Below are 20291 nucleotides of genomic sequence, written 5' to 3'. Positions count from 1 at the left end.
TGGTGACGGAGCGTCAGCTGGTGCTGCTGCTCCCGCTCGCACTGCCACTGCCGGCGCCGCTGGCGCTGCCCTCGGTGGGCTGGATCGCGCCGGCGAGCTTGGACAGCGGCTCAGCGAGGGCGTTCACGGCGTCGGACAGCTCCTTGCGCTGTGCGTCCTTCACGGAGTCGTACGAGACGAACCCGTCGCCGCGCCGGTACTTCTTGAGCTCGCCGTCGACGTCGTCGAACTCCTCCTCGAGCTCCTTCACGAGGTCGGGGTCGTTCTCCTCCGCGATCGGCTTGAGGAGGTCGAAGACCTTGCGTGCGCCGTCGACGTTGGCCTGGAAGTCCCAGAGGTCGGTGTGGCTGAACGCCTCCTCCTCGCCGGTGATCTTCCCGGAGGCGACCTCGTCGAGGAGTTCCTTCGCGCCGTTGGCCATCAGCGTCGGGGTGATGACGACGGTCTTCACCGACTGGCGGAGTTCGTCGAGGTCCTTCAGCAGGGTCTCGGCGACCTCCTCCATCCCGTCGGTGGTCTCGTCCTCCCAGAGCGCCTTCTCGATGACGTGCCAGCCGGTCCAGGTGTCGCCGGCCTCGACGTCGGCCTCGCGCAGGTCCAGCCGCGGGTCGAGGTCACCGAAGGCGGCGGCGACGGGCTCGATGCTCTCCCAGCCGACGCGCGACTCGGGGTAGATCTCCTTCGCCTCGGCGACGTCGTCGTCCTGAATCGCCTCGAGCAGGTCCTCGGACTTGGCGATGCTGTCGGCGACCTGCGCGGTGACGTAGGCGCGGTAGTCGTCGACGGCCTCCTGCTCCTCGGGCGTCAGCGGGCCGGCGGACTCCTGGTCCTGGAAGGCACCCGACGCCGAGCCGGACCCGGAGCCGGACCCCGAACCGGAACCGGATCCGGAGGATCCGATCGTGCCGGAGGTCGGCGTGATGTTGCGCGAGGTCGCCTCGTCGTCGTCGTCGCCGCAGGCCGCGGCGGTGAGCACGAGGGCGGCGACGGCGGTGGCGGCCGCGAGGCGGCGGGGAGCGCGGGACAGGCGCATGCGGGAACTCTTTCCTGGGCCGATCACGTTAAGGTTTGCCTCACCTTAGCCCGGGTCAGGTGCCCGGGATCAACAGCGACTTCTGCACCTTGCCCAGAGCGTTACGCGGCAGGTTCTCGACGAGTTCCACGCGTCGTGGCCGCTTGTGCACGGAGAGTCCGTCGGCCACGAACTGCGTGAGTACCGCGGCGTCCGTTCCTTCGTCGGCGACGACAAAAGCGACGATGCGCTGGCCCAGATCGGGGTCCGGTTCACCGACGACGGCGGCCTCGCGGACGCCCGGGTGGGCGAGCAGCGCGGCCTCCACCTCGCCCGCTCCGATGCGGTACCCGCCACTCTTGATCAGGTCCACGGACGCGCGGCCGACGATGCGGTGCCACCCGTCCGGCCCGATCGTCGCGACGTCGCCGGTGACGAACCAGCCGTCGGAGGTCCAGCAGGCGGCGGTGGCCTCGGGGCGGTTCAGGTAGCCGTCGAACATCGTCGGCGCCTGCACCTGCAGGTCGCCGACGGTCTCGCCGTCGTGGGGGACCGGGGCCCCGTCCTCGCCGAGGATCCGCGTGCGGACTCCCGGCAACGGCAGCCCGACCTGGCCGGGTCGTCGCTCGCCGTCCGCCCGGGCGCCGATCGTGATCAGCGTTTCCGTCATGCCGTACCGCTCGACGGGCTGATGGCCCGTCAGACCGGAGAGCGCGTCGAACACGGGCGCGGGCAGACCGGCGCTGCCCGACACCAGCAGGCGGGCCGGCCGCAGGGCCGCCGCCGTCGCGGGCTCGGCCACCATGCGCGACCACACCGTCGGCACGCCGAAGTAGAGCGACCCGCCCGCGGCGGCGTAGCGCTCCGGCAGGGGCCGCCCGGTGTGCACGAGCGCGTTGCCGGTCCGGAGCGAGCCGAGCACGCCGAGCACCAGACCGTGCACGTGGAACAGCGGAAGACCGTGGACGAGCACGTCGTCGGCCGTCCACGCCCACGCCGCGGCGAGGGCGTCGAGGTCGGCGGCCACCGCGCCCGCGGAGAGCACGACACCCTTCGGCGGGCCGGTGGTGCCGGACGTGTACAGCACGAACGAGCCGGCGCGGGTGTCCGCGTCGAGGCGGCAGGCCTCGTCGGTGCCGGGCGCCGGGACCGGGACGCGCTCGAGCGGGGACCCGGCCTCGCCGGCCCACGCGGGGTCGCCGAGGACGACGTCGGCGCCGGAGTCCCGCAGTACGTGCCCGCGCTCGAGCGGGCCCGCGTCCGGGGCGAGCGGGACCACCGCCACCCCGGCGGCCAGCGCTCCCACGACGGCGATGACGGTCTCGAGCGTCGGCGTGGCCTCGACGACCACCGTGCGCGCGCCGGTGAGCCGGCCGGCGAGGGAGAGCGCCGCGGCGAGGAGGTCCGCCCGGGAGCAGGTGACGCCGTCCACCGCGAGCGCGTCGGGCCGGTCGTCGCCGCGCCCCGCGCCCTGCACCAGGCCGGGGAGGAGTTGGCGCAGCGACAGGGCCGGACGGGCCGGGGAGGAAGCCGGAGACATGGGCTTCAGTCTGGCGGGTGAGTAGGTTGCCGCCATGACGCACGTGGTTCTGGAGTACTCCCTCGCCGACACCTACCTGGAACGCCGCGGCGAGTTCCGCGCCGAGCATCTGGGCCTGCTCGAGGCCGCGGTGGAACGCGGGGAGCTCGTGCTCGCCGGCGCCCTCGCCGACCCCTTCGACCGGGCACTGCTCGTCTGGAGTGCGGGCAGCGAGGACGCCGTTCAGGCCTTCGTCGCTGCCGATCCGTACCTGGCGAACGGTTTGGTGACCGAATGGCGGATCCGGACCTGGAACACCGTCGTCGGCACCGCGGTGCCGCCGGCGGCCGGCCGGTGAGCACCCCCTTCGACGGCGAGGCCTACGCCGCCCGGATCGCGGCCCTCGCCGCCACCGGCCAGGACATGCACGGCGAGGCGAACTTCGTCGCCGCGCTGGTGGAGCCCGGCGCCCGCATCCTCGACGCGGGCTGCGGGACCGGGCGCGTCGGCGCGCGGCTCGCCGAGCTCGGGTTCGACGTCGCGGGCGCCGACGTCGACGCGTCGATGCTCGCGGTCGCCCGGCGCATCCCCGGCGTCCGCTGGTACCTGGCCGATCTCGCGGAGCTCGACCTGAGCGACACCCCCGACGCCGCCCCGTTCGATCTCGTGGTGGCCGCCGGCAACGTGTTCCCGTTCCTCGCGCCGGGCACGGGAGCGCGGGTGCTGGAGCGCCTGGCCGCGCACCTGCGCCCGGACGGGCTGCTGGTGTCGGGGTTCGGCCTGGACCGCGCCCACCTGCCCGCACCGGCCGCGACCGTCCCGATCGAGGACTACGACGCCTGGTGCGCGGCCGCGGGCCTCACCGCCGTCGACCGCCGCGGCACCTGGGACGGCGACCCCTGGACGGCGGCGGGCGGGTACGCCGTCTCGGTGCACCGCCGGACTACCTGACCGGACTACCTGAGAGGTAATCGACTCTCCGCACGGCGGCGGCCACGCTGGGAGCATGACTCCGAACGCGACGTTCCGGCCCGAGGACCGCATGCTCCGACGCGTCATGCAGGTCGACGCCTGGGTCTCGTTCTACACGCCGGCGGTTTTCCTCCTCTGCGTCCCGGTCCTCGCTGTCGCCGACGTGCCGGGGTGGTTGGTGACGACCGTCGTGCTCGTCGCCGCCGTCGTCCTCGGCGGTTGCGGCATCGTCATGGCCGCGGTCTGCGCGGTCGCCGTGGCCCGGGGCCGGCTGGAGTTCCCCGACCAGCCCGCGCTGGAGCACTTCCACCTCGTGGGGCCGGTGGGCACGCGAGGGCTGCACGTGCCGACGCGGTGACCTCGGGAAAGGGCTCCGCAGCAGGGCTCCGGAGTGACCCGGCTAACGTGAGGCCATGACCACGCTCGACGCCTCTGCCGCCGCTCTGCTCGAAGCCCTCCAGGCTCTGCCGGGGACCCCGGTCGAGGCCGGGACCCCGGAGGAGGCCCAGGCCGCGCACGTCGCGCGGGCCGAGTTCCTGTCCGGCCCCGGCGAGCCGGTCGAGACCGTCGTCGACGGGCAGATCGACGAGGTCCTCGTCCGGGTCTACCGGCCGGCGGGCGCCGCCCCGGCCGGGATCGTCTACGCCCACGGCGGCGGCTGGGTCGCCGGGACGCTCGACACCTACGACACCGTCTGCCGGGCGCTGGCGAACCGGTCCGGGGTCACGGTCGTCTCCGTCGGCTACACGCCGGCGCCCGAAGCCCAGCACCCCGTGGCGGCCGGACAGGTGATGAAGGTCGTCCAGGCGTCGATGACCGAGGGCAACCCGATCGCGCTCTGCGGGGACAGCGCCGGCGCGCACCTGGTCACGCTGGTCGCGAGTGTCGCCGGCCGGGCGGGCATCCCGATCTCCGGGCTCGGCCTGATCTACCCCGTCGTCTCCCCGAAACTCGACACCCCGTCCTGGGAGACCCTGGGCAGCGGTTACGGCCTGACCAAGGAGTCGATGCGCTGGTACTGGGCGCAGTACCTGAACCCGGAGCCGCGCACCGCCCTGCCCGCCGACCTGCTCGAGCTCGACCTGTCGACGCTCCCGCCGACGCAGGTCCTGACGGCGGGCTTCGACCCGCTGCGCGACGAGGGCCTCGCGCTCGCCGACGCGATCGAGAAGGCGGGCGTGTCCGTCGAGCGCGTCAGTTTCGACGGGCAGATGCACGGTTTCGCCCGCTCGATGGCGCAGATCCCCGAGGCGCTCGACGCGCTCGACGGCGTCGCGAAGTTCCTCCGGGCCAAGCTCGCGGGGGCCTGAGCCTCCGACCTGTCCCGCCTCGCCCCGGGTAGCCGCTTCCGAGAGACCCGGACCGAGAGGGGCGGACGAGCGCACCGGGCAGGCCTTTCACCACCTGGACCAGGCCGACACCTTCGACGTCGACGACCTCGTCTCCGAGGTCTCCGCGGACCTGATCAGCTCGCGCAAGCCCGACCACCTCAAGGCGTTCTGCGCGACTCTCGTGGAGCGCTTCGCGGCCTGACCCGCACCCCCGGTTTCCGGCCGCCCGGGGCGGGTACCGAGGATGGTCGCGTGACACCCACGCCGGCCGAAGTGCGACGTGCCCTGCGCCGAGCGCGCGACGGGTCGTCGTTGAACCTCGACGAGGTCGCCGTGCTGCTGGCGTGTCGGGGTGCCGATCTCGCCGATCTGGTGGCCACGGCCGGCCGGGTGCGGGACGCCGGTCTGGTGGCCGCGGGCCGGCCGGGAGTCGTGACGTTCTCGCCGAAGGTGTTCGTCCCGGTGACCCGGTTGTGCCGGGACCGGTGCCACTACTGCACGTTCGTGACGACGCCGGGTGCGCTGCGACGGGAGGGCCGCGAGCCCTACCTGTCGCCGGATGAGGTCGTGGCGTTGTGCAAGGAGGGCGCCGAGCTCGGTTGCCTGGAGGCGCTGTTCACGCTGGGGGACCGGCCCGAGGACCGCTGGCCGGTCGCGCGCGAGTGGCTGGACTCGAAGGGGTACGACTCGACGCTGGACTACGTCCGCTCGCTCGCGGTGCGGGTGCTGGAGGAGACCGGCCTGCTGCCGCACCTGAACCCGGGCGTGATGTCCTGGCAGGAGATCGCGCGGTGCAAGCCGGTCGCGCCGTCGATGGGGATGATGCTGGAGACGACGGCGACGCGGTTGTTCTCCGAGCCCGGAGGCGCGCACTACGGCTCGCCGGACAAGGACCCCGCGGTGCGGCTGCGGGTGCTGGAGGACGCGGGCCGGCTCAACGTGCCGTTCACGACCGGTCTGCTGATCGGCATCGGGGAGACCGTTGCGGAGCGGGCGGAGTCGCTGTTCGCGTTGCGCCGGGTGGCGCGGGCCTACGGCGGCGTCCAGGAAGTGATCATCCAGAACTTCCGCGCCAAGCCCGACACCGCGATGCGTTCGGTCCCGGACGCCGGCCGTGAGGAGTACCTGGCCGCGGTCGCGACCGCGCGGGTGGTGCTCGGGGCGAAGGTGCGGGTGCAGGCGCCGCCGAACCTGTCCGACACCGCGGAGCTGGCCGACCTGCTCGCGGCGGGCGTGGACGACTGGGGCGGGGTGTCGCCGCTGACGCCGGATCACGTGAATCCGGAGCGGCCGTGGCCGGCGCTGGACGTGCTGGGCGCGGCGACCGAGGCGGCCGGGTTCACGCTGATGCCGCGGCTGACGGTGCACCCGGAGTACGTGCGCAATCCCGAGCCGTGGATCGACCCGCGGGTGCGCCCGCACGTCGAGGCCCTCGCGGACCCGGGGACCGGGCTCGCCCGCCCGGGCGTGATCCCGGCCGGGCTGCCGTGGCAGGAACCGGACCCGGAGTGGGGTGCCGGCGGGGCCGACGGTCAGGGGCGGGGCCGGGTGGACCTGCACACCGCGATCGACACCGAGGGCCGGCGCACCGAGACCCGCTCGGACATCGACGCCGCCTACGGGGACTGGGACGCGGTCCGCGAGGACGCCGCGCGGCTCTCGGCCCCCGCGTCGTCGGCGCCGGAGCGGCTCGACGGCGACGTCGCCGCGGCGCTGCGGGCGGCGGAGCGGTCCCCGGCAGATCTGACGGATACTCAGGCGTTGACGTTGATGACCGCCGAGGGGCCCGCGCTGGCGGCGTTGCTGGAGCTCGCCGACGCGGTCCGCCGGGACGTCGTGGGGGACGAGGTCACCTACGTCGTCAACCGGAACATCAACTTCACCAACGTCTGCTACACCGGCTGCCGGTTCTGCGCGTTCGCACAGCGGCGCACCGACGCCGACGCGTACTCCCTCTCGGTCGAACAGGTCGGCGACCGTGCGGCCGAGGCGTGGGAGGTCGGCGCGACCGAGGTCTGCATGCAGGGCGGGATCGACCCCGACCTGCCCGGCACGGCGTACTTCGACCTCGTCCGCGAGGTCAAGCGCCGCGTCCCCCGCATGCACGTGCACGCGTTCAGCCCGATGGAGGTCGTCAACGGCGCGACCCGCGCGGGCCTGTCGATCCGCGAGTGGCTGACCGCCGCCCGCGAGGCCGGCCTCGACACCATCCCGGGGACCGCGGCGGAGATCCTCGACGACGAGGTCCGCTGGATCCTGACCAAGGGCAAGCTGCCGACCGCGGCGTGGATCGAGGTCGTCACGACCGCGCACACGGTCGGGATCCGGTCGAGCTCGACGATGATGTACGGCCACGTCGACACCCCCGCCCACTGGGTCGCGCACCTCAAGCTCCTCGCGCGGCTGCAGGAGGAGACCGGCGGGTTCACCGAGTTCGTCCCGCTGCCCTTCGTGCACCAGAGCGCGCCGCTCTACCTCGCCGGCGTCGCCCGCCCCGGTCCGACGCAGCGGGACAACCTGGCCGTCCACGCCCTGGCGCGGCTGCTCCTGCACGGGCGGATCGACAACATCCAGACGTCCTGGGTGAAGCTCGGCGTCGAGGGCACCCGCGCGATGCTCCGCGCCGGCGTCAACGACCTCGGCGGGACGCTGATGGAGGAGACCATCTCCCGCATGGCCGGCTCCGAGCACGGATCGGCCAAGACCCCGCTCGAACTCGAGACCATTGCCACCGGCATCGGCCGGCCCGCGCGGCAGCGCACGACCACCTACGGCGTCGTCGACCCGGACCGGATCGCGGCTTCGCGCCGGCTCGGCCGGCAGCTGCCGATCACGGCCGTCTGAGCGCCGATCTCGACCGCCGTCAGTCGACGGTGACGGTCACCTTGGCGCTGCGACCCCAACGGTGGGTGTCGCTGCGGGGAACCTTGGCCTTGAAGTCCGTCGACGGCGGCTTGACGGCCGCGGCCACGACCGCGCGGCCCCGGTCGTCGGTGACGGTCCGCTCGGCCTCGGCCCAGCCGCCCTCACCGGCGGCGCGGCGCAGGACGACGACCAGCGTTCCGGCCATCGGCTCCCCGGAGTCGACGTCCTTGACGGTGACGCCGAGCAGGGCGTCCTCGCCGCGTTCGACGGTCGCGGGGGCGCTGATCGAGACCAGGACGCGCGTCCGGTCGTCGGGCTCGCGGACCGTCGGCGCCGCGGCCGCGGGAACCGCGAGCGCGGCGACCGCACCGAGCGCAAGAGCGCCGGCGATCGCGGGGCGAGACGTGAACAGCACTCTGGAAGGGTAGGCGCGAGACCAGGTCGTTACCAGATTTGTACACGAACAATCACTGTGGGTGAGAACACGTTCGATATCGGCGGGGACTTTGTCCACTTCGTCGGGATGTGCGCCCGCGCGAGGTTGCGCTCGGTGTCGGACTAGGCTCGCCGCGTCCCGAGATCGGACGCGACGCAAGGCGGTTCGTTGATCCTCAAGACCTTCGGGTGGTCCTTCGGGATCACTGCTCTCGGCCTGGCCGCCGGCCTGCTCTACGGCGGGATCGAGGGCCTGCTGCTCGTGGCGATCCTGTCGATCCTGGAGATCTCGCTGTCGTTCGACAACGCGGTCGTCAACGCCAAGATCCTCGAGCGGATGAGCCACTTCTGGCAGCGGATGTTCCTGACCGTCGGCGTGCTCATCGCCGTCTTCGGCATGCGCCTGGTGTTCCCGCTGCTCATCGTCGGTGTCACCGCCCACCTCGGGCCGATCGAGGCCATCGATCTCGCCCTGGAGAAGGGCGACCTTCACGAGCCCGGCTCCTACGCCTACCTGCTCGACGAGGCGCACCCGCTGGTCGCGTCCTTCGGCGGGATGTTCCTGCTGATGCTGTTCCTGGACTTCCTGTTCGACACCGAACGCCCGAACCACTGGCTGACCTACATCGAACGCCCGCTCGCGCGGGCCGGCATCCTGCCGACGGCCTCGATCATCCTGGCGCTCACCTCGCTGGCGCTGGCCGCGGAGTACCTGGCCGACGACCCGGGCGAGGTCCTCATCTCGGGCGTCCTCGGCCTGATCACCTACCTGCTGGTCGACGGCCTCGGTCGGCTGTTCGAGAGCCAAGGTGTCGCGGAGGACGTGCTGAGCGAGGACAGCGACGAGGCGTTGCGGACGGTGCCGGTGACGCGCAGCGGCCCGTCGGGGACCGCGAAGGCCACCGGCAAGGCCGGGTTCTTTCTCTTCCTCTACGTCAACGTCCTCGACGCGTCGTTCTCGTTCGACGGTGTGCTCGGCGCGTTCGCCATCACCCAGGACCCGATCATCATCGCGCTCGGCCTCGGCATCGGCGCGCTCTACATCCGTTCGTTCACGGTCTTCCTGGTGCGGCGCGGAACCCTCGGCGACTACATCTATCTGGAGCACGGGGCGATGTGGGCGATCGGGGCGCTCGCGGTGATCCTGCTGTTGACGATCTCGATCCACGTCGACGAACTCATCACCGGCGGCATCGGCCTGCTCTTCGTCCTGGGCGGCATCGCCAGCTCGGTCGCGCACAACAAGCGGATGGGCGGCCCGGCCTCGCGCCGGAAGATCTCACCGTCGAGCAGCGAGGCAGGGCGCGGGGTGAGCGCGTCGTGAGCACGACCGGGCTCGGGGCCGAACCCCCGCGCCGGTTGCGGGGGAAGAAGCGCCGCGCGTGGGAGGCCCGGGCGGCACAGGAGGCCGCGGCCGAGGCCTTCGCCCGCATGGACTCCGCCCAGCGCGAGCTGCGGGCCCGCTTCGCCGATCCCGCGGCCGCCCCGTCCGGGTGGTCCGAGCTGGACGCCGACACCGAGGCCGCCGCGCGGAGCTATCTGCAGACCCAGGACCGGCACCCGGTCGCGGAGGAGGTCGGCAAGTCCGAGCTGCTCGCCGCCGCCGTCGCGTACCGCCAGGCCGCGTTCGACTGTGCCCGCGCCGCCGAGCGCCTTGCCGAATTCGCCCGCGCGCATCCCTGAGTCACAATGGGCCCCATGCCTGTGGTGGTGGGGATCGAGACCTCGTGCGACGAGACCGGTGTCGGCGTCGTCCGCGACGGTGAGCTGATCGGCGAGGCGCTGGCGTCGAGCATGGACGAGCACGCCCGCTTCGGTGGCGTCGTGCCCGAGGTCGCGGCGCGCGCCCACCTGGAGGCGCTGGTCCCGGCCATGGAGCTGGCACTGGACCGCGCGGGCATCACCTCCGCCGACGTCGACGCGATCGCCGTCACCGCCGGCCCGGGCCTCGCGACCGCGCTGCAGGTCGGCCTCGCCGCCGCCAAGGCGTACTCGATCGCCTGGGGCGTCCCGCTCTACGGCGTCCACCACCTCGCCGGGCACGTCGCCGCCGACGCGCTGGCGCACGGTGCCCTGCCGAACCCCTGCGTCGTGCTGATCGTCTCCGGTGGGCACACCTCGCTGCTCTACTGCCGCGACCTCGTCGACGACCCCATCGAGCACCTCGGCGACACTCTCGACGACGCCGCCGGCGAGGCGTTCGACAAGGTCGGTCGCGTCCTCGGTCTGCCGTTCCCCGGCGGCCCGGCCATCGACCGGATCGCGAAGGAGGGCGACCCGACCGCGATCGCGTTCCCGCGCGGGCTCTCCCGTCCGCAGGACCCGCCGTTCGAGTTCTCGTTCTCGGGCCTGAAGACCGCGGTCGCGCGCTGGGTGGAGGCCCGCGAGCGGGCGGGCGAGCCGATCCCGGTCGCCGACGTCGCGGCCTCGTTCCAGGACGCCGTCGTCGACGTGCTCGTCGACAAGTCGCTCGCCGCCTGCGTGGAGCGGCAGTGCGGCGACCTGCTCATCGTCGGTGGCGTCGCGGCGAACAGTCGCCTGCGCGAGGTCGCCGCCGAGCGCGCCGCGGCCGCCGGGGTGCGCCTGCGGATCCCGGCGCTGAAGTACTGCACCGACAACGGCCCGATGATCGCGTCGGTCGGTCACATGCTCGTCGTCAGCGGCGCCGCGCCGGACGCGCTCTCGCTCGGCGCCGACCCCTCCGCGATCCTCCAGGCGGCGACGCTCGTCCCGGCCTGACCCGGCCGGCCGGGGACCGCGTCACTGCTGGGTGAGGGCGAAGTGAGGGCGCGTCAGACCCGGCGACCCGGGCGAGCGGCCGCGGAATCGCTCGTAGGCGAGAACGGCGCCGTAGCCGGACAGCGCGACGGCCGTCCCGCAGATGACGTCGAGGACGTAGTGGTTCGCGGTCGCGACGACCGCCGTCGCCATCAGCACCGGCGACGCCACGGCCAGCGCGCGCAGCACCCAGTGCCGCGCGGCGCGCCAGACGACGATGCCGACGAGCAGGTTCCAGCCGACGTGCAAGCTCGGCATCGCGGCGTACTGGTTGACGAACGCCGGTGGTTGCAGGACGCGGTAGGAGTGCGACCAGACCGTGACGGTGTCGACGAACTCCGCCTCGGGCAGCAGACGCGGCGGGCTGACCGGGTATCGGGCGAAGATCAGCAGGCCGATGCCGCCGGAGACGATCATCGCGTTGCGGAGTTGGGTGTAGGCCGCGCGGACGTAGCGGTGCAGCAGCACCAGTGTCGTGAGAATGACGGGCCAGTGCCCCCAGATGTAGACCCAGTTGAAGAACGTGGTCATGCTCCGGTGCGCCACCACCGCCGAGTGGATGCTGTTCTCCCAGGCGATGTCGAGCCGGTCCTCGAAGTTGAGGATCGCGTACGCGTTCTCGGTGGCCCGTTCCTCCGACCCCTCGGTGACGTGCCGCGTGAGGAAGTACGGGGCGGCGCACGCGGCGACCAAGGCACACTGCGTCAGGCCCGCGAAAGTCCGTCGCGAGCGGGTGGGGAGATCGCTCGCCGTGGGGCGAACAGCCATCGACTCAATGTAGCCAGCCTTTGGCCGGGAGAACGAAAACTTTCAGCGGGTGCTCAGGTTCCCGCTTCGAGGTCGCCCTCGGTCTCCAGGTAGGCCTGCCGCAGGCCCGCCATCGTCTCCGGGTCGGGGTTCTCCCAGAGCCCGCGGTCGGCCGCCTCGAGCAGTCGCTCGGTGATGCCGTGGAGGGCCCAAGGGTTCGACTCGGCGAAGAACTTCCGCTGCTCCGGGTCGAGGACGTAACTCTCCGTCAGTTTCTCGTACATCCAGTCCTCGACGACGCCGGCGGTGGCGTCGTAGCCGAAGAGGTAGTCGACGGTGGCGGCGAGTTCGAACGCGCCCTTGTAGCCGTGGCGGCGCATCGCGGCGATCCAGCGCGGGTTGACCACGCGGGCGCGGAAGATGCGGGCCGTCTCCTCGGAGAGGGTGCGGGTGCGCACCGCGTCCGGGTTGGTGGAGTCGCCGATGTACGCGGCTGGGGCCTTGCCCGTCAGGGCGCGCACGGTCGCGACCATGCCGCCGTGGTACTGGAAGTAGTCGTCGGAGTCGGCGATGTCGTGCTCGCGGGTGTCGACGTTCTTCGCCGCGACCGCGATGCGCTTGTAGGCCGTCTCCATGTCCGGGCGGGCGGGCAGGCCGTCGAGGTCGCGGCCGTAGGCGTAACCGCCCCAGACTGCGTAGACCTCCGCGAGGTCGGCGTCGTCGCGCCAGTTGCGGGAGTCGATGAGGGGGAGCAGGCCCGCGCCGTACGCACCGGGCTTGGAACCGAAGACGCGCAGCGTGGCGCGGCGCCGGTCGCCGTGGGTCGCGAGGTCGTCGTCGACGTGGGCGCGGACGTAGTTGTCCTCGGGACCCTCGTCGAGCCCGGCGACGAGGGCGACGGCGTCGTCCAGCATCGCGACCACGTGCGGGAAGGCATCGCGGAAGAAGCCCGAGATGCGGACCGTCACGTCGACGCGGGGCCGCCGCTCGCCGTTCAGCGTCAGCTCGTCGAGCGGGATCGCCTCCAGCCCGGTGACCCGGCGCGAGGCCTCGTCCCAGACGGGGCGCACGCCGAGCAGGGCGAGGACCTCGCCGATGTCGTCCCCGGAGGTCCGCATCGCCGAGGTGCCCCACACCGAGAGCCCGACCGAGCGCGGCCACTCGCCGTTCTCGCGGCGGTACCGCTCGAGCAGGGAGTCGGCCATCGAGGCACCGGTCGCGTAGGCGAGGCGGGAGGGCACCGCCTTCGGGTCGACCGAGTAGAAGTTGCGCCCGGTCGGGAGGACGTTGATCAGCCCGCGCAGTGGCGACCCGCTCGGCCCGGCCGGCACGTACCCGCCGTCGAGCGCGTGCAGGACGTGCCCGATCTCGTCGGTGGTCCGTTCCAGCCGCGGCACGATCTCCGTCGCCGCGAACCGCAGGATCTCCGCCACTCGGCTGTCGTCGGTGACGGTCGCGGCGGCGGCGGGGTCCCAGCCGGCGGCGTCCATCGCGGCGACGAGGGCGCGGGCGGTGGCCTCGATCGCGTCGGTCTGCTCGCGGGTCGCGGAGCCGTCCTCGGGGAGGCCGAGTGCCTCCCGGAGGCCGGGAAGGGCGGCGACCTGGCCACCCCACATCTGACGTGCCCTCAGCATGGCGAGGATCAGGTCGATGCGGGCCTCGCCGCTCGGCACCTGCCCGAGGACGTGGAGGCCGTCGCGGATCTGGACGTCCTTGATCTCGCAGAGCCAGCCGTCCACGTGGAGCAGGAAGTCGTCGAACTCGGCGTCGTGGGGACGGTCGGAGAGCCCGAGGTCGTGGTCGAGTTTCGCGGCCTGGATCAGCGTCCAGATCTGGGCGCGGATCGCGGGCAGCTTGGCCGGGTCCATGGCCGCGATGTTCGAGTGCTCGTCGAGCAGCTGCTCCAGGCGCGTGATGTCGCCGTAGGTCTCGGCGCGCGCCATCGGCGGGACGAGGTGGTCGACCAGCGTCGCGTGGGCCCGGCGCTTGGCCTGCGTCCCCTCGCCCGGGTCGTTGACGAGGAACGGGTAGATGAGGGGTAGGTCGCCGATCGCGGCGTCGGTGGCGCAGGCGGCTGACATCGCCGCCGTCTTGCCCGGCAGCCATTCGAGATTGCCGTGCTTTCCGACGTGGACCATCGCGTCCGCGCCGAAGCAGGCGTCATCCTGGCCGCCGAGCCAGTGGTACGCCGCGAGGTAGTGGTGGCTCGGCGGGAGGTCCGGGTCGTGGTAGATCGCGACCGGGTTCTCGCCGAACCCGCGCGGGGGCTGGACCATCAGCACGACGTTGCCCGCGACCATCGCCGCGAGCACGATGTCGCCGTTGTCGACGAACAACGAGCCCGGCGCCGGGCCCCAGTGCTCCTCCACCGCATCGCGGAGCTCGGCCGGCAGGGTGGCGAACCACTCCGCGTACACCGCGCCGGGGATGCGGACCGGGTTCGCGGCGAGCTGAGCATCCGTCAGCCAGTCGGGGTCCTGGCCGCCGGCCGCGATCAGGGCGTGCATGAGGGCGTCGCCGTCACGCGCCTCGAGGCCGGGGAGGTCGCCGACCTGGTAACCGGCGTCGCGGAGGGCGTGCAGCAGCTCGAGCACGCTGGCCGGGGTGTCGAGGCCGACGGCGTTGCCGATGCGGGCGTGCTTGGTCGGATAGGCGCTGAGCATCAGCGCGAGCTTCTTCTCCGCGGCCGGGATGTGCCGCAGCCGAGCGTGCCGCACGGCGATGCCGGCGACGCGGGAGCACCGCTCCGGGTCCGGGACGTAGACGGGCAGCCCGTCCGCATCGATCTCCTTGAAGGAGAACGGCACGGTGATGAGGCGGCCGTCGAACTCCGGGACCGCGACCTGGGTGGCGGTGTCGAGTGGGGACAGGCCGTCGTCCGAGGCCGCCCAGGTCTTCCGGGAGGACGTCAGGCACAGCCCCTGCAGGATCGGGATGTCGAGCGCGGCGAGGGCCTGCACGTCCCAGGCCTCGTCGTCACCACCGGCGCTCGCGTCGGCCGGGCGGCGCCCGCCCGCGGCGAGAACCGTGACGACGAGCGCGTCCGCCGTCGCAAGCTGCTCGAGCAGACCGGGGTCCGGCACCCGCAGCGAGGAGCAGTACATGGGCATCGCCGTCGCCCCGTGGGCTTCGACCGCCTGGCTGAGCGCCTCGACGAACGCGGTGTTCCCCGCGACGTGGTGCGCCCGGTAGTAGAGGATCCCGATCCGCGGTCGCCCCCCGGGCCGCCCCCCCGCTCCCTCCGAAAGCGCAGATCCGTACGCGCTTTCGGCGGAATCGGCGTACGGATGTGCGCTTTCGGGGGACCGGGGGCGGTCCAGGTGGCCCCAGTCGGGGAGCTCCGCCGGGGGAGCGAAACCCTCGCCGGTGAGCAGGACGGTGTCGGAGAGGAACGCGTGGAGCTCGGCGAGGTTCGCCGGGCCGCCGTGGGCGAGGTAGGCGTGCGCCTGGGCCGCGACGCCGGCCGGGACCGTCGAGAGCGCCATCAGGTCGGCGTCGGGCAGCGACTCGCCACCGAGGACGATCAGCGGCCGCCCGTCGGCGCGCAGGGCGTCGATGCCGTCCTGCCAGTCGCGGTAGCCGCCGAGGATCCGGACGACGACCAGGTCGATCCCGTCGAGCAGCCCGGGCAGGTCGGCGACCTCGATCCGGGAGGGGTTCGCGAGCCGGTACTCCGCCCCGGAGGACCGAGCCGAGAGCAGGTCGGTGTCCGAGGTGGACAGCAGCAGGTGGGTCGCCACGGTCGTACTTCCTCCCTCGGGGTCCGCGCCCCGGGCCGGCGTCGGCGACGACGGGAGTGTCTGGCTCCCGGGAACGCTTCCGCGGAAGCGTCTCCGGTCACAGTCGCGGGACGGCGCCGGGCTTGCACCGGCTTCCTCCGCTGGTCGTCGCGATTGCCGTCCACTCTCGCACACGGCCACCGGCGGTCCGTCCGCCGCTGCGGCCCGCTCGTACGATCGCCGGGTGCCGTCCGAGAAGTCGTCCGTCCGCCGGGAGGGCCCCGACGCCTGCCCCGGGGTCCGGTCGGTGTGGTCGGCGGCGGACGGGGGGCTGGCGCGGGTCCGGGTTCCCGGGGGGCGACTCTCGGTCGAGCAGGCGCGGGTGCTCGCGGCCGCGGCGGAGGAGCTCGGCAGCGGCGTTCTGGAGCTGACCTCCCGCGCGAACGTGCAGATCAGAGGGCTGCAGCCGTCCGGTGAGCATGCCCTGGCGCCCCGGTTGCGGAACGCCGGGCTGCTCCCGAGCGACACCCACGACCGAGTCCGCAACATCGTCGCGTCGCCGCTGACCGGCCTGCGCGAGCGGCCGGACGTCGGGCCGATCGTCACCGCCCTCGACGACGGGCTGTGCGACGACCCGCACCTGGCCGCCCTGCCGGGCCGGTTCCTGTTCGCGATCGACGACGGCAGCCTCGACGTCTCCGGGCTCGACGCCGACGTCGCGCTCCACTCCGTTCCCAGCGCCGTCCCCGACGGGTTCGTCGTGCGCCTCGGCGGCGCGAAGGTGGGCCTGACGACGGCCCCGGCCGAGCTCGCCCTCGCCGCCGCCCGGGCCTTCCTCGCCGAGCGGGCCGCCCAGCACTCACCCGCGTGGCGCCTCGCCGAGCTCGCCGACGGGCCCGCCCGCGTCGCCGCCCGCCTCGACGATTCGCTCATGCATGAGCGGGTGGTCGAAATTCGGACACCGGACGCCCGAAAATCGACACCCTGCTCATGCATGAGCGGAGCGCGGCCGCTGGAGCCGGGGGAGTACCGCCAGACCGACGGGCGGACGGCCCTCGTCCTCGACGCCGGGGACGGCCGGCTGACCGCCGCCGCGTTCCGGGCCCTCGCCGACCAGGCCCAGCAGCACCAGACCCAGCCGCACCAGGCCCAGCAGCACCAGGCCCAGCAGCACCAGGCCCAGCCAAAAGGCGGGTCGGTCGGCCTGCGGGTCACGCCTTGGCGGGGTGTGGTGCTGCCGAACCTGGAGCCGGAGTCGGTGGGTACCGTGACCGCCGCACTCGCGGCCTTCGGGCTGCACACCGAGAGGCAGGCATGACCGAACTCGACTACATCCGCGACGGGGCCGAGATCTACCGGCGCTCGTTCGCGACGATCCGGGCCGAGGCGCGGCTGGACCACCTGCCGACGGACGTCGCCCGCGTCGCGGTGCGGATGATCCACTCCTGCGGGATGACCGACCTGGTCGAGGACCTCGCGTTCTCCCCGAACGCGGTTCAGGCGGCCCGGGAGGCACTGCTCGCCGGTGCCCCGATCTACTGCGACGCCGAGATGGTCGCCTCCGGCATCACCCGCAAGCGGCTGCCCGCGGACAACGAGATCCGCTGCACGCTCAACGCGTCCGGCGTCCCCGAGCTCGCGCAGCGGATCGGCAACACTCGCTCCGCCGCGGCGCTCGACCTCTGGGACCGCGTCGAGGGCGCGGTCGTCGCGATCGGCAACGCTCCGACCGCGCTGTTCCGCCTGCTGGAGCTGATCGCCGACGGCGGGCCCCGCCCCGCCGCGGTCCTCGGCCTGCCCGTCGGATTCATCGGTGCCGCCGAGTCGAAGGTCGCGCTCGCGGAGAACACGCTCGGCCTGGAGTACCTCGTCGTGCACGGCCGGCGCGGCGGGTCCGCGATGGCCGTCGCCGCCGTCAATGCGATCGCGAGTGAGCAGGAATGACCGGAACCCTCTACGGCGTCGGCCTCGGGCCGGGCGACCCGGAACTGGTGACGGTCAAGGCCGCCCGCCTGATCGCCGCCGGTGACGTCATCGCCTACCACGCCGCGCGGCACGGCAACAGCGTCGCTCTCTCCATCGCCCGCGACTACATGACGGGCAATCAGATCGAGGAGCCGCTGCTCTACCCGGTCACGGTGGAGACGACGGACCACCCCGGCGGCTACCGCGGCGCGCTGGAGGAGTTCTACGACGGCGCCGCCGAGCGCCTCGCCGCTCACCTGGACGCGGGCCGCGACGTCGTCGTCCTCTGCGAGGGCGACCCGTTCTTCTACGGCTCCTACATGCACATGCACAAGCGCCTGGCCGGTCGGTACCCCGCGGTCGTGGTCCCCGGCGTCACCAGCGTCGCCGGCGCCGCGGCCGAGCTCGGTCGTCCGCTCGTCGAGCGCGAGGAGACGCTGACGGTCCTGCCGGGCACGCTCTCGCCCGACGTCCTCGCCGGCAAGCTCGCCGCCGCGGACTCCGCGGTCGTGATGAAGCTCGGCCGTACGTTCGCCGGGGTCCGGGACGCGCTCGCGATCGCCGGTCGCCTTGAGGAGGCCTGGTACGTCGAGCGCGCCACCACCGACCGGCAGCGGATCGCCCCGCTCGCCGAGGTCGACCCCGCGACCGTGCCCTACTTCTCGGTCGCGCTGCTGCCGAGCCGCGTGCACGAAGCGACCCGCGCCGAGCTCGCGGCCTCCGAACGGGCTCAGGAGCAGGTGCAGAACCGTGGCGAGGTCGTCGTGGTCGGGCTCGGGCCCGCGGGCCGGGAGTGGCTGACTCCGCAGGCCCAGGCGGCGCTGACCGCGGCCGAGGACCTCGTCGGCTACGGGCCCTACCTCGACCGCGTCCCGGCGAACCCGCGCCAGGCGCGCCACGCCAGCGACAACCAGGTCGAGTCCGAGCGGGCCGAGTTCGCCCTCGACCTCGCCCGTCGCGGTCGCCGCGTCGCGGTCGTCTCCTCGGGCGACCCCGGCGTCTTCGCGATGGCCGCCGCCGTGCTCGAGGTGGCGGGGGAGGACCGCTACAAGGACGTCCCCGTCCGCGTGCTGCCCGGTCTGACGGCGGCTCAGGCCGTCGCGAGCCGGGTGGGCGCCCCGCTCGGCCACGACTTCTGTGTGCTCTCGCTCTCGGACCGGCTCAAGCCGTGGGAGATCATCGAGGCCCGGCTCGCCGCCATCGCGGCCGCCGATCTCGTCCTCGCGGTCTACAACCCGCGGTCCAAGGCCCGCCCGCACCAGCTCGGCCGGGCGAAGGAGATCCTGCTGGAGCATCGCGCCCCCGAAACCCCCGTCGTCGTCGGCCGGGACGTCGGCGGCGCCGCCGAGCACGTCGTCGTCACCACCCTCGGCGAGCTCGCCCCCGAGACCGTCGACATGCGGTGCCTGCTGATCGTCGGCAGCTCCACGACGACTGTCACCCAGCGGGGCGACGGCCGCCCCGCCGTCTTCACCCCGCGCTGGTATCCGCAGGCGGCGGGTCCTGGAAGTGGAACTGGGTGACGGCGCTCAACTGACCCGCGCGATCCTCGGCCACGATCCAGACGTACCGCGGCAGGCCGGGCGGAAAGGACGGGCGATGAGCAATGTCCTTGCCGGGCGGTGTCTTGACGCGCTCGGTCGGTCGGCCGTTCGTGGTGAACCGCAAGGCCACGAGGTCCGGCGCGGCGGACGAGGCCGTGATTACGGGCTGACCGTCCAAACTCACTGCGGCTGCCTCGACAGCTCCGGGCGGTGACGTATCGACCCTGAAGGTGGTCACGATGGCGTCGGGGGGCGCGGTCGTCGCGAGCTCGGCGGAGTAGCCCGACCACGTGCGCAGGGTGTATGAAGCGCCGTCGGTGAGGAGGCCGGGCGGCACCTGAACGGTCCGAACAGTGCCGGCTCCCTCGGTGACCGGCGTGGGGTGAACGCTGTGCCAGAACGGTGTCGACCCCGCGACGATCTGGGCGTGGAGGTAACCGCGCGGCGCTCCGGCCTGTCCCGGAGGCGGAAGAAGTCGCCGGACGGGAGCAGTGATTGCCGGCGTCGTCGATGTTACGTACCGCTCGGTCCGCCAGTCCTTGCTCGGGCTGAACTGCACGTTCTCGTAGCTCGCACAGGCCTCACCGTCGTGATCGTCATCGCGGTACCAGGCGTACTCGGCGTCGCGTCCTTCGAGGTAAGGACCAAGCCCTGCGGTCACGAGTTCAAGACACGTGTCGTAGCGGGGATCGGCCGGCACCGGCACCGGCACGGGCTCGGGGGTCAGTGTCACGGCCGCGCGCTTGACCGCGGGAATCTTGCGGTTCGTGCAGTCGTAGGGGCCTAGCGCACCGAGCAAGGCGTCGGCTTCGGCGCGGTCGACGCTGAGCCCCCACCGGTACTTCACGCTGATCCACCGGGTGACGTAATCACACCGGACCGCGGACCTGGGTAGCCAACCGGCAGGATCGCGACCTTTCCGCTTGGCGGCGCTCTTGCCTGTCACTGCGACGAGGGTGGAATCGAAAAGCAGATCGTTGGCGAAGGCGTTGCGGCTTCGGGCGTCCCAACGGGAGGCTCCGGAATCCCACGCCTCCTCAATCGGCACGAGCCGCTCGACCGTCATGGACGAGGCCCTGCGCACCTTCGCGCCGGTGAACGGGTCGATCCAGGTCAAGCTCCGGGTCGAACAGGATTTAGGGGTCCGGCCCAGTGCATCGGCCGCAAGGACGTGGGCACGGACATCACGGCACTTCCTCAGGCTCGACTTTGTCCACGTCGACATCGAGGCCGGCGCCGTGGTTGTGGTCTCCGGCGCGACTGTGAGTTTCATGAGCAGCTTGAACGGGGTCGTCCTGGCCGACGCTGTGGCCGAATCGGCACCTCCGACCGTCAGGGTGGACGCGGCGAGCAGAGTGCTCACGAGCACGGCGGTGCGGCGGCGGGCCATCGGTCTCCGATTCG

17 protein-coding genes and 1 riboswitch are annotated in these 20291 nt (G+C 72.7%); of the genes, 11 read left to right on the top strand and 6 right to left on the bottom strand.

Annotated features, from left to right (window positions below; translation table 11 throughout):
* Window positions 1-13: 13 nt before the first annotated feature.
* Both efeO and SPOPO_RS0122200 read right to left on the bottom strand, forming a co-directional pair.
* On the bottom strand, window positions 14-1033 hold the full coding sequence (efeO, locus tag SPOPO_RS31120) for an iron uptake system protein EfeO (protein WP_019877304.1): 1020 nt from the start codon (window positions 1031-1033) through the stop codon (window positions 14-16).
* Window positions 1034-1088: 55 nt separating this feature from the next.
* A complete protein-coding gene (locus SPOPO_RS0122200; RefSeq protein ID WP_019877303.1) occupies window positions 1089-2552 on the bottom strand; it encodes an AMP-binding protein in 1464 nt (487 codons plus the stop codon).
* Window positions 2553-2586: 34 nt separating this feature from the next.
* Between SPOPO_RS0122200 and SPOPO_RS0122195 the strand changes: the two genes are divergently transcribed.
* The 5 genes from SPOPO_RS0122195 to SPOPO_RS0122175 all read left to right on the top strand — a co-directional run bounded on the left by SPOPO_RS0122195 (window position 2587) and on the right by SPOPO_RS0122175 (window position 7678).
* Window positions 2587-2889 (top strand): YciI-like protein, encoded by a 303-nt coding sequence (locus SPOPO_RS0122195; protein ID WP_019877302.1) that lies wholly within the window; start codon window positions 2587-2589, stop codon window positions 2887-2889.
* On the top strand, window positions 2886-3482 hold the full coding sequence (locus SPOPO_RS0122190) for a class I SAM-dependent methyltransferase (RefSeq protein WP_019877301.1): 597 nt from the start codon (window positions 2886-2888) through the stop codon (window positions 3480-3482). The genes SPOPO_RS0122195 and SPOPO_RS0122190 overlap by 4 nt, the downstream gene beginning before the upstream one ends.
* A 55-nt stretch (window positions 3483-3537) precedes the next feature.
* On the top strand, window positions 3538-3861 hold the full coding sequence (locus SPOPO_RS0122185; protein WP_019877300.1) for a hypothetical protein: 324 nt from the start codon (window positions 3538-3540) through the stop codon (window positions 3859-3861).
* Window positions 3862-3916: 55 nt separating this feature from the next.
* Window positions 3917-4813 carry an alpha/beta hydrolase gene (locus SPOPO_RS31115; protein ID WP_019877299.1) on the top strand — a complete coding sequence of 299 codons (897 nt, stop codon included), beginning with the start codon at window positions 3917-3919 and terminating at the stop codon, window positions 4811-4813.
* Between the two features lie 273 nt (window positions 4814-5086).
* The gene (locus SPOPO_RS0122175; RefSeq protein ID WP_211210946.1) at window positions 5087-7678 is read left to right on the top strand and encodes a bifunctional FO biosynthesis protein CofGH; all 2592 of its coding nucleotides are present in this window, start codon (window positions 5087-5089) and stop codon (window positions 7676-7678) included.
* Window positions 7679-7697: 19 nt separating this feature from the next.
* Here SPOPO_RS0122175 and SPOPO_RS0122170 read toward each other — a convergent pair whose 3' ends face one another.
* Window positions 7698-8114, bottom strand: a complete 417-nt coding sequence (locus tag SPOPO_RS0122170; protein ID WP_019877297.1) for a peptidase associated/transthyretin-like domain-containing protein — start codon at window positions 8112-8114, stop codon at window positions 7698-7700.
* Between the two features lie 189 nt (window positions 8115-8303).
* Between SPOPO_RS0122170 and SPOPO_RS0122160 the strand changes: the two genes are divergently transcribed.
* From SPOPO_RS0122160 to tsaD, 3 genes are read left to right on the top strand one after another with little or no spacing between them, the layout of a single operon-like run.
* Entirely contained in the window at window positions 8304-9458 is a 1155-nt protein-coding gene (locus tag SPOPO_RS0122160; RefSeq protein ID WP_019877295.1) for a DUF475 domain-containing protein, read from the top strand.
* Window positions 9455-9817 carry a hypothetical protein gene (locus tag SPOPO_RS0122155; RefSeq protein ID WP_019877294.1) on the top strand — a complete coding sequence of 121 codons (363 nt, stop codon included), beginning with the start codon at window positions 9455-9457 and terminating at the stop codon, window positions 9815-9817. Before SPOPO_RS0122160 ends, SPOPO_RS0122155 begins: the two co-directional genes overlap by 4 nt.
* 6 nt (window positions 9818-9823) lie before the next feature.
* Entirely contained in the window at window positions 9824-10873 is a 1050-nt protein-coding gene (tsaD, locus tag SPOPO_RS0122150) for a tRNA (adenosine(37)-N6)-threonylcarbamoyltransferase complex transferase subunit TsaD (protein ID WP_028985021.1), read from the top strand.
* A gap of 21 nt (window positions 10874-10894) precedes the next feature.
* On the opposite strand, the gene SPOPO_RS33180 is transcribed toward tsaD, so the two are convergent.
* Together SPOPO_RS33180 and cobN are read right to left on the bottom strand one after the other, a co-directional pair.
* Entirely contained in the window at window positions 10895-11680 is a 786-nt protein-coding gene (locus SPOPO_RS33180) for a phosphatase PAP2 family protein (RefSeq protein WP_084671436.1), read from the bottom strand.
* A 53-nt stretch (window positions 11681-11733) separates the two neighbouring features.
* A complete protein-coding gene (cobN, locus tag SPOPO_RS0122140; RefSeq protein ID WP_019877292.1) occupies window positions 11734-15399 on the bottom strand; it encodes a cobaltochelatase subunit CobN in 3666 nt (1221 codons plus the stop codon).
* A 54-nt stretch (window positions 15400-15453) separates the two neighbouring features.
* Window positions 15454-15537: riboswitch (cobalamin riboswitch) on the bottom strand.
* A gap of 85 nt (window positions 15538-15622) precedes the next feature.
* Between cobN and SPOPO_RS31105 the strand changes: the two genes are divergently transcribed.
* Genes SPOPO_RS31105 through SPOPO_RS0122125 form a run of 3 tightly spaced genes read left to right on the top strand, consistent with a single transcriptional unit; the run spans window position 15623 to window position 18866 of the window.
* Window positions 15623-16696: a hypothetical protein gene (locus SPOPO_RS31105; protein WP_019877290.1), complete on the top strand. Its 1074-nt coding sequence runs from the start codon at window positions 15623-15625 to the stop codon at window positions 16694-16696.
* Window positions 16693-17322 (top strand): precorrin-8X methylmutase, encoded by a 630-nt coding sequence (locus SPOPO_RS0122130; RefSeq protein WP_019877289.1) that lies wholly within the window; start codon window positions 16693-16695, stop codon window positions 17320-17322. The genes SPOPO_RS31105 and SPOPO_RS0122130 overlap by 4 nt, the downstream gene beginning before the upstream one ends.
* Window positions 17319-18866: a precorrin-2 C(20)-methyltransferase gene (locus SPOPO_RS0122125; protein WP_019877288.1), complete on the top strand. Its 1548-nt coding sequence runs from the start codon at window positions 17319-17321 to the stop codon at window positions 18864-18866. The genes SPOPO_RS0122130 and SPOPO_RS0122125 overlap by 4 nt, the downstream gene beginning before the upstream one ends.
* On the opposite strand, the gene SPOPO_RS33175 is transcribed toward SPOPO_RS0122125, so the two are convergent.
* A complete protein-coding gene (locus tag SPOPO_RS33175) occupies window positions 18814-20277 on the bottom strand; it encodes an excalibur calcium-binding domain-containing protein (RefSeq protein ID WP_019877287.1) in 1464 nt (487 codons plus the stop codon). The genes SPOPO_RS0122125 and SPOPO_RS33175 overlap by 53 nt on opposite strands.
* Window positions 20278-20291: the final 14 nt, after the last annotated feature.

The sequence above is a fragment of the Sporichthya polymorpha DSM 43042 genome (genome assembly GCF_000384115.1).
GTDB classification, from domain to species: Bacteria; Actinomycetota; Actinomycetes; order Sporichthyales; family Sporichthyaceae; genus Sporichthya; species Sporichthya polymorpha.
This window is presented reverse-complemented; position numbering and strand designations above follow the sequence as displayed.

What these genes read in the sequence shown, in the direction of transcription:
- SPOPO_RS31115 (WP_019877299.1), top strand. Translation starts at nt 3,917, where the DNA reads ATGACCACGCTCGACGCCTCTGCCGCCGCTCTGCTCGAAGCCCTCCAG.
- SPOPO_RS33180 (WP_084671436.1), bottom strand. Translation starts at nt 11,680, where the DNA reads ATGGCTGTTCGCCCCACGGCGAGCGATCTCCCCACCCGCTCGCGACGG.
- efeO (WP_019877304.1), bottom strand. Translation starts at nt 1,033, where the DNA reads ATGCGCCTGTCCCGCGCTCCCCGCCGCCTCGCGGCCGCCACCGCCGTC.
- tsaD (WP_028985021.1), top strand. Translation starts at nt 9,824, where the DNA reads ATGGGCCCCATGCCTGTGGTGGTGGGGATCGAGACCTCGTGCGACGAG.
- SPOPO_RS0122125 (WP_019877288.1), top strand. Translation starts at nt 17,319, where the DNA reads ATGACCGGAACCCTCTACGGCGTCGGCCTCGGGCCGGGCGACCCGGAA.
- SPOPO_RS33175 (WP_019877287.1), bottom strand. Translation starts at nt 20,277, where the DNA reads ATGGCCCGCCGCCGCACCGCCGTGCTCGTGAGCACTCTGCTCGCCGCG.
- SPOPO_RS0122200 (WP_019877303.1), bottom strand. Translation starts at nt 2,552, where the DNA reads ATGTCTCCGGCTTCCTCCCCGGCCCGTCCGGCCCTGTCGCTGCGCCAA.
- SPOPO_RS0122195 (WP_019877302.1), top strand. Translation starts at nt 2,587, where the DNA reads ATGACGCACGTGGTTCTGGAGTACTCCCTCGCCGACACCTACCTGGAA.
- SPOPO_RS0122130 (WP_019877289.1), top strand. Translation starts at nt 16,693, where the DNA reads ATGACCGAACTCGACTACATCCGCGACGGGGCCGAGATCTACCGGCGC.
- SPOPO_RS0122185 (WP_019877300.1), top strand. Translation starts at nt 3,538, where the DNA reads ATGACTCCGAACGCGACGTTCCGGCCCGAGGACCGCATGCTCCGACGC.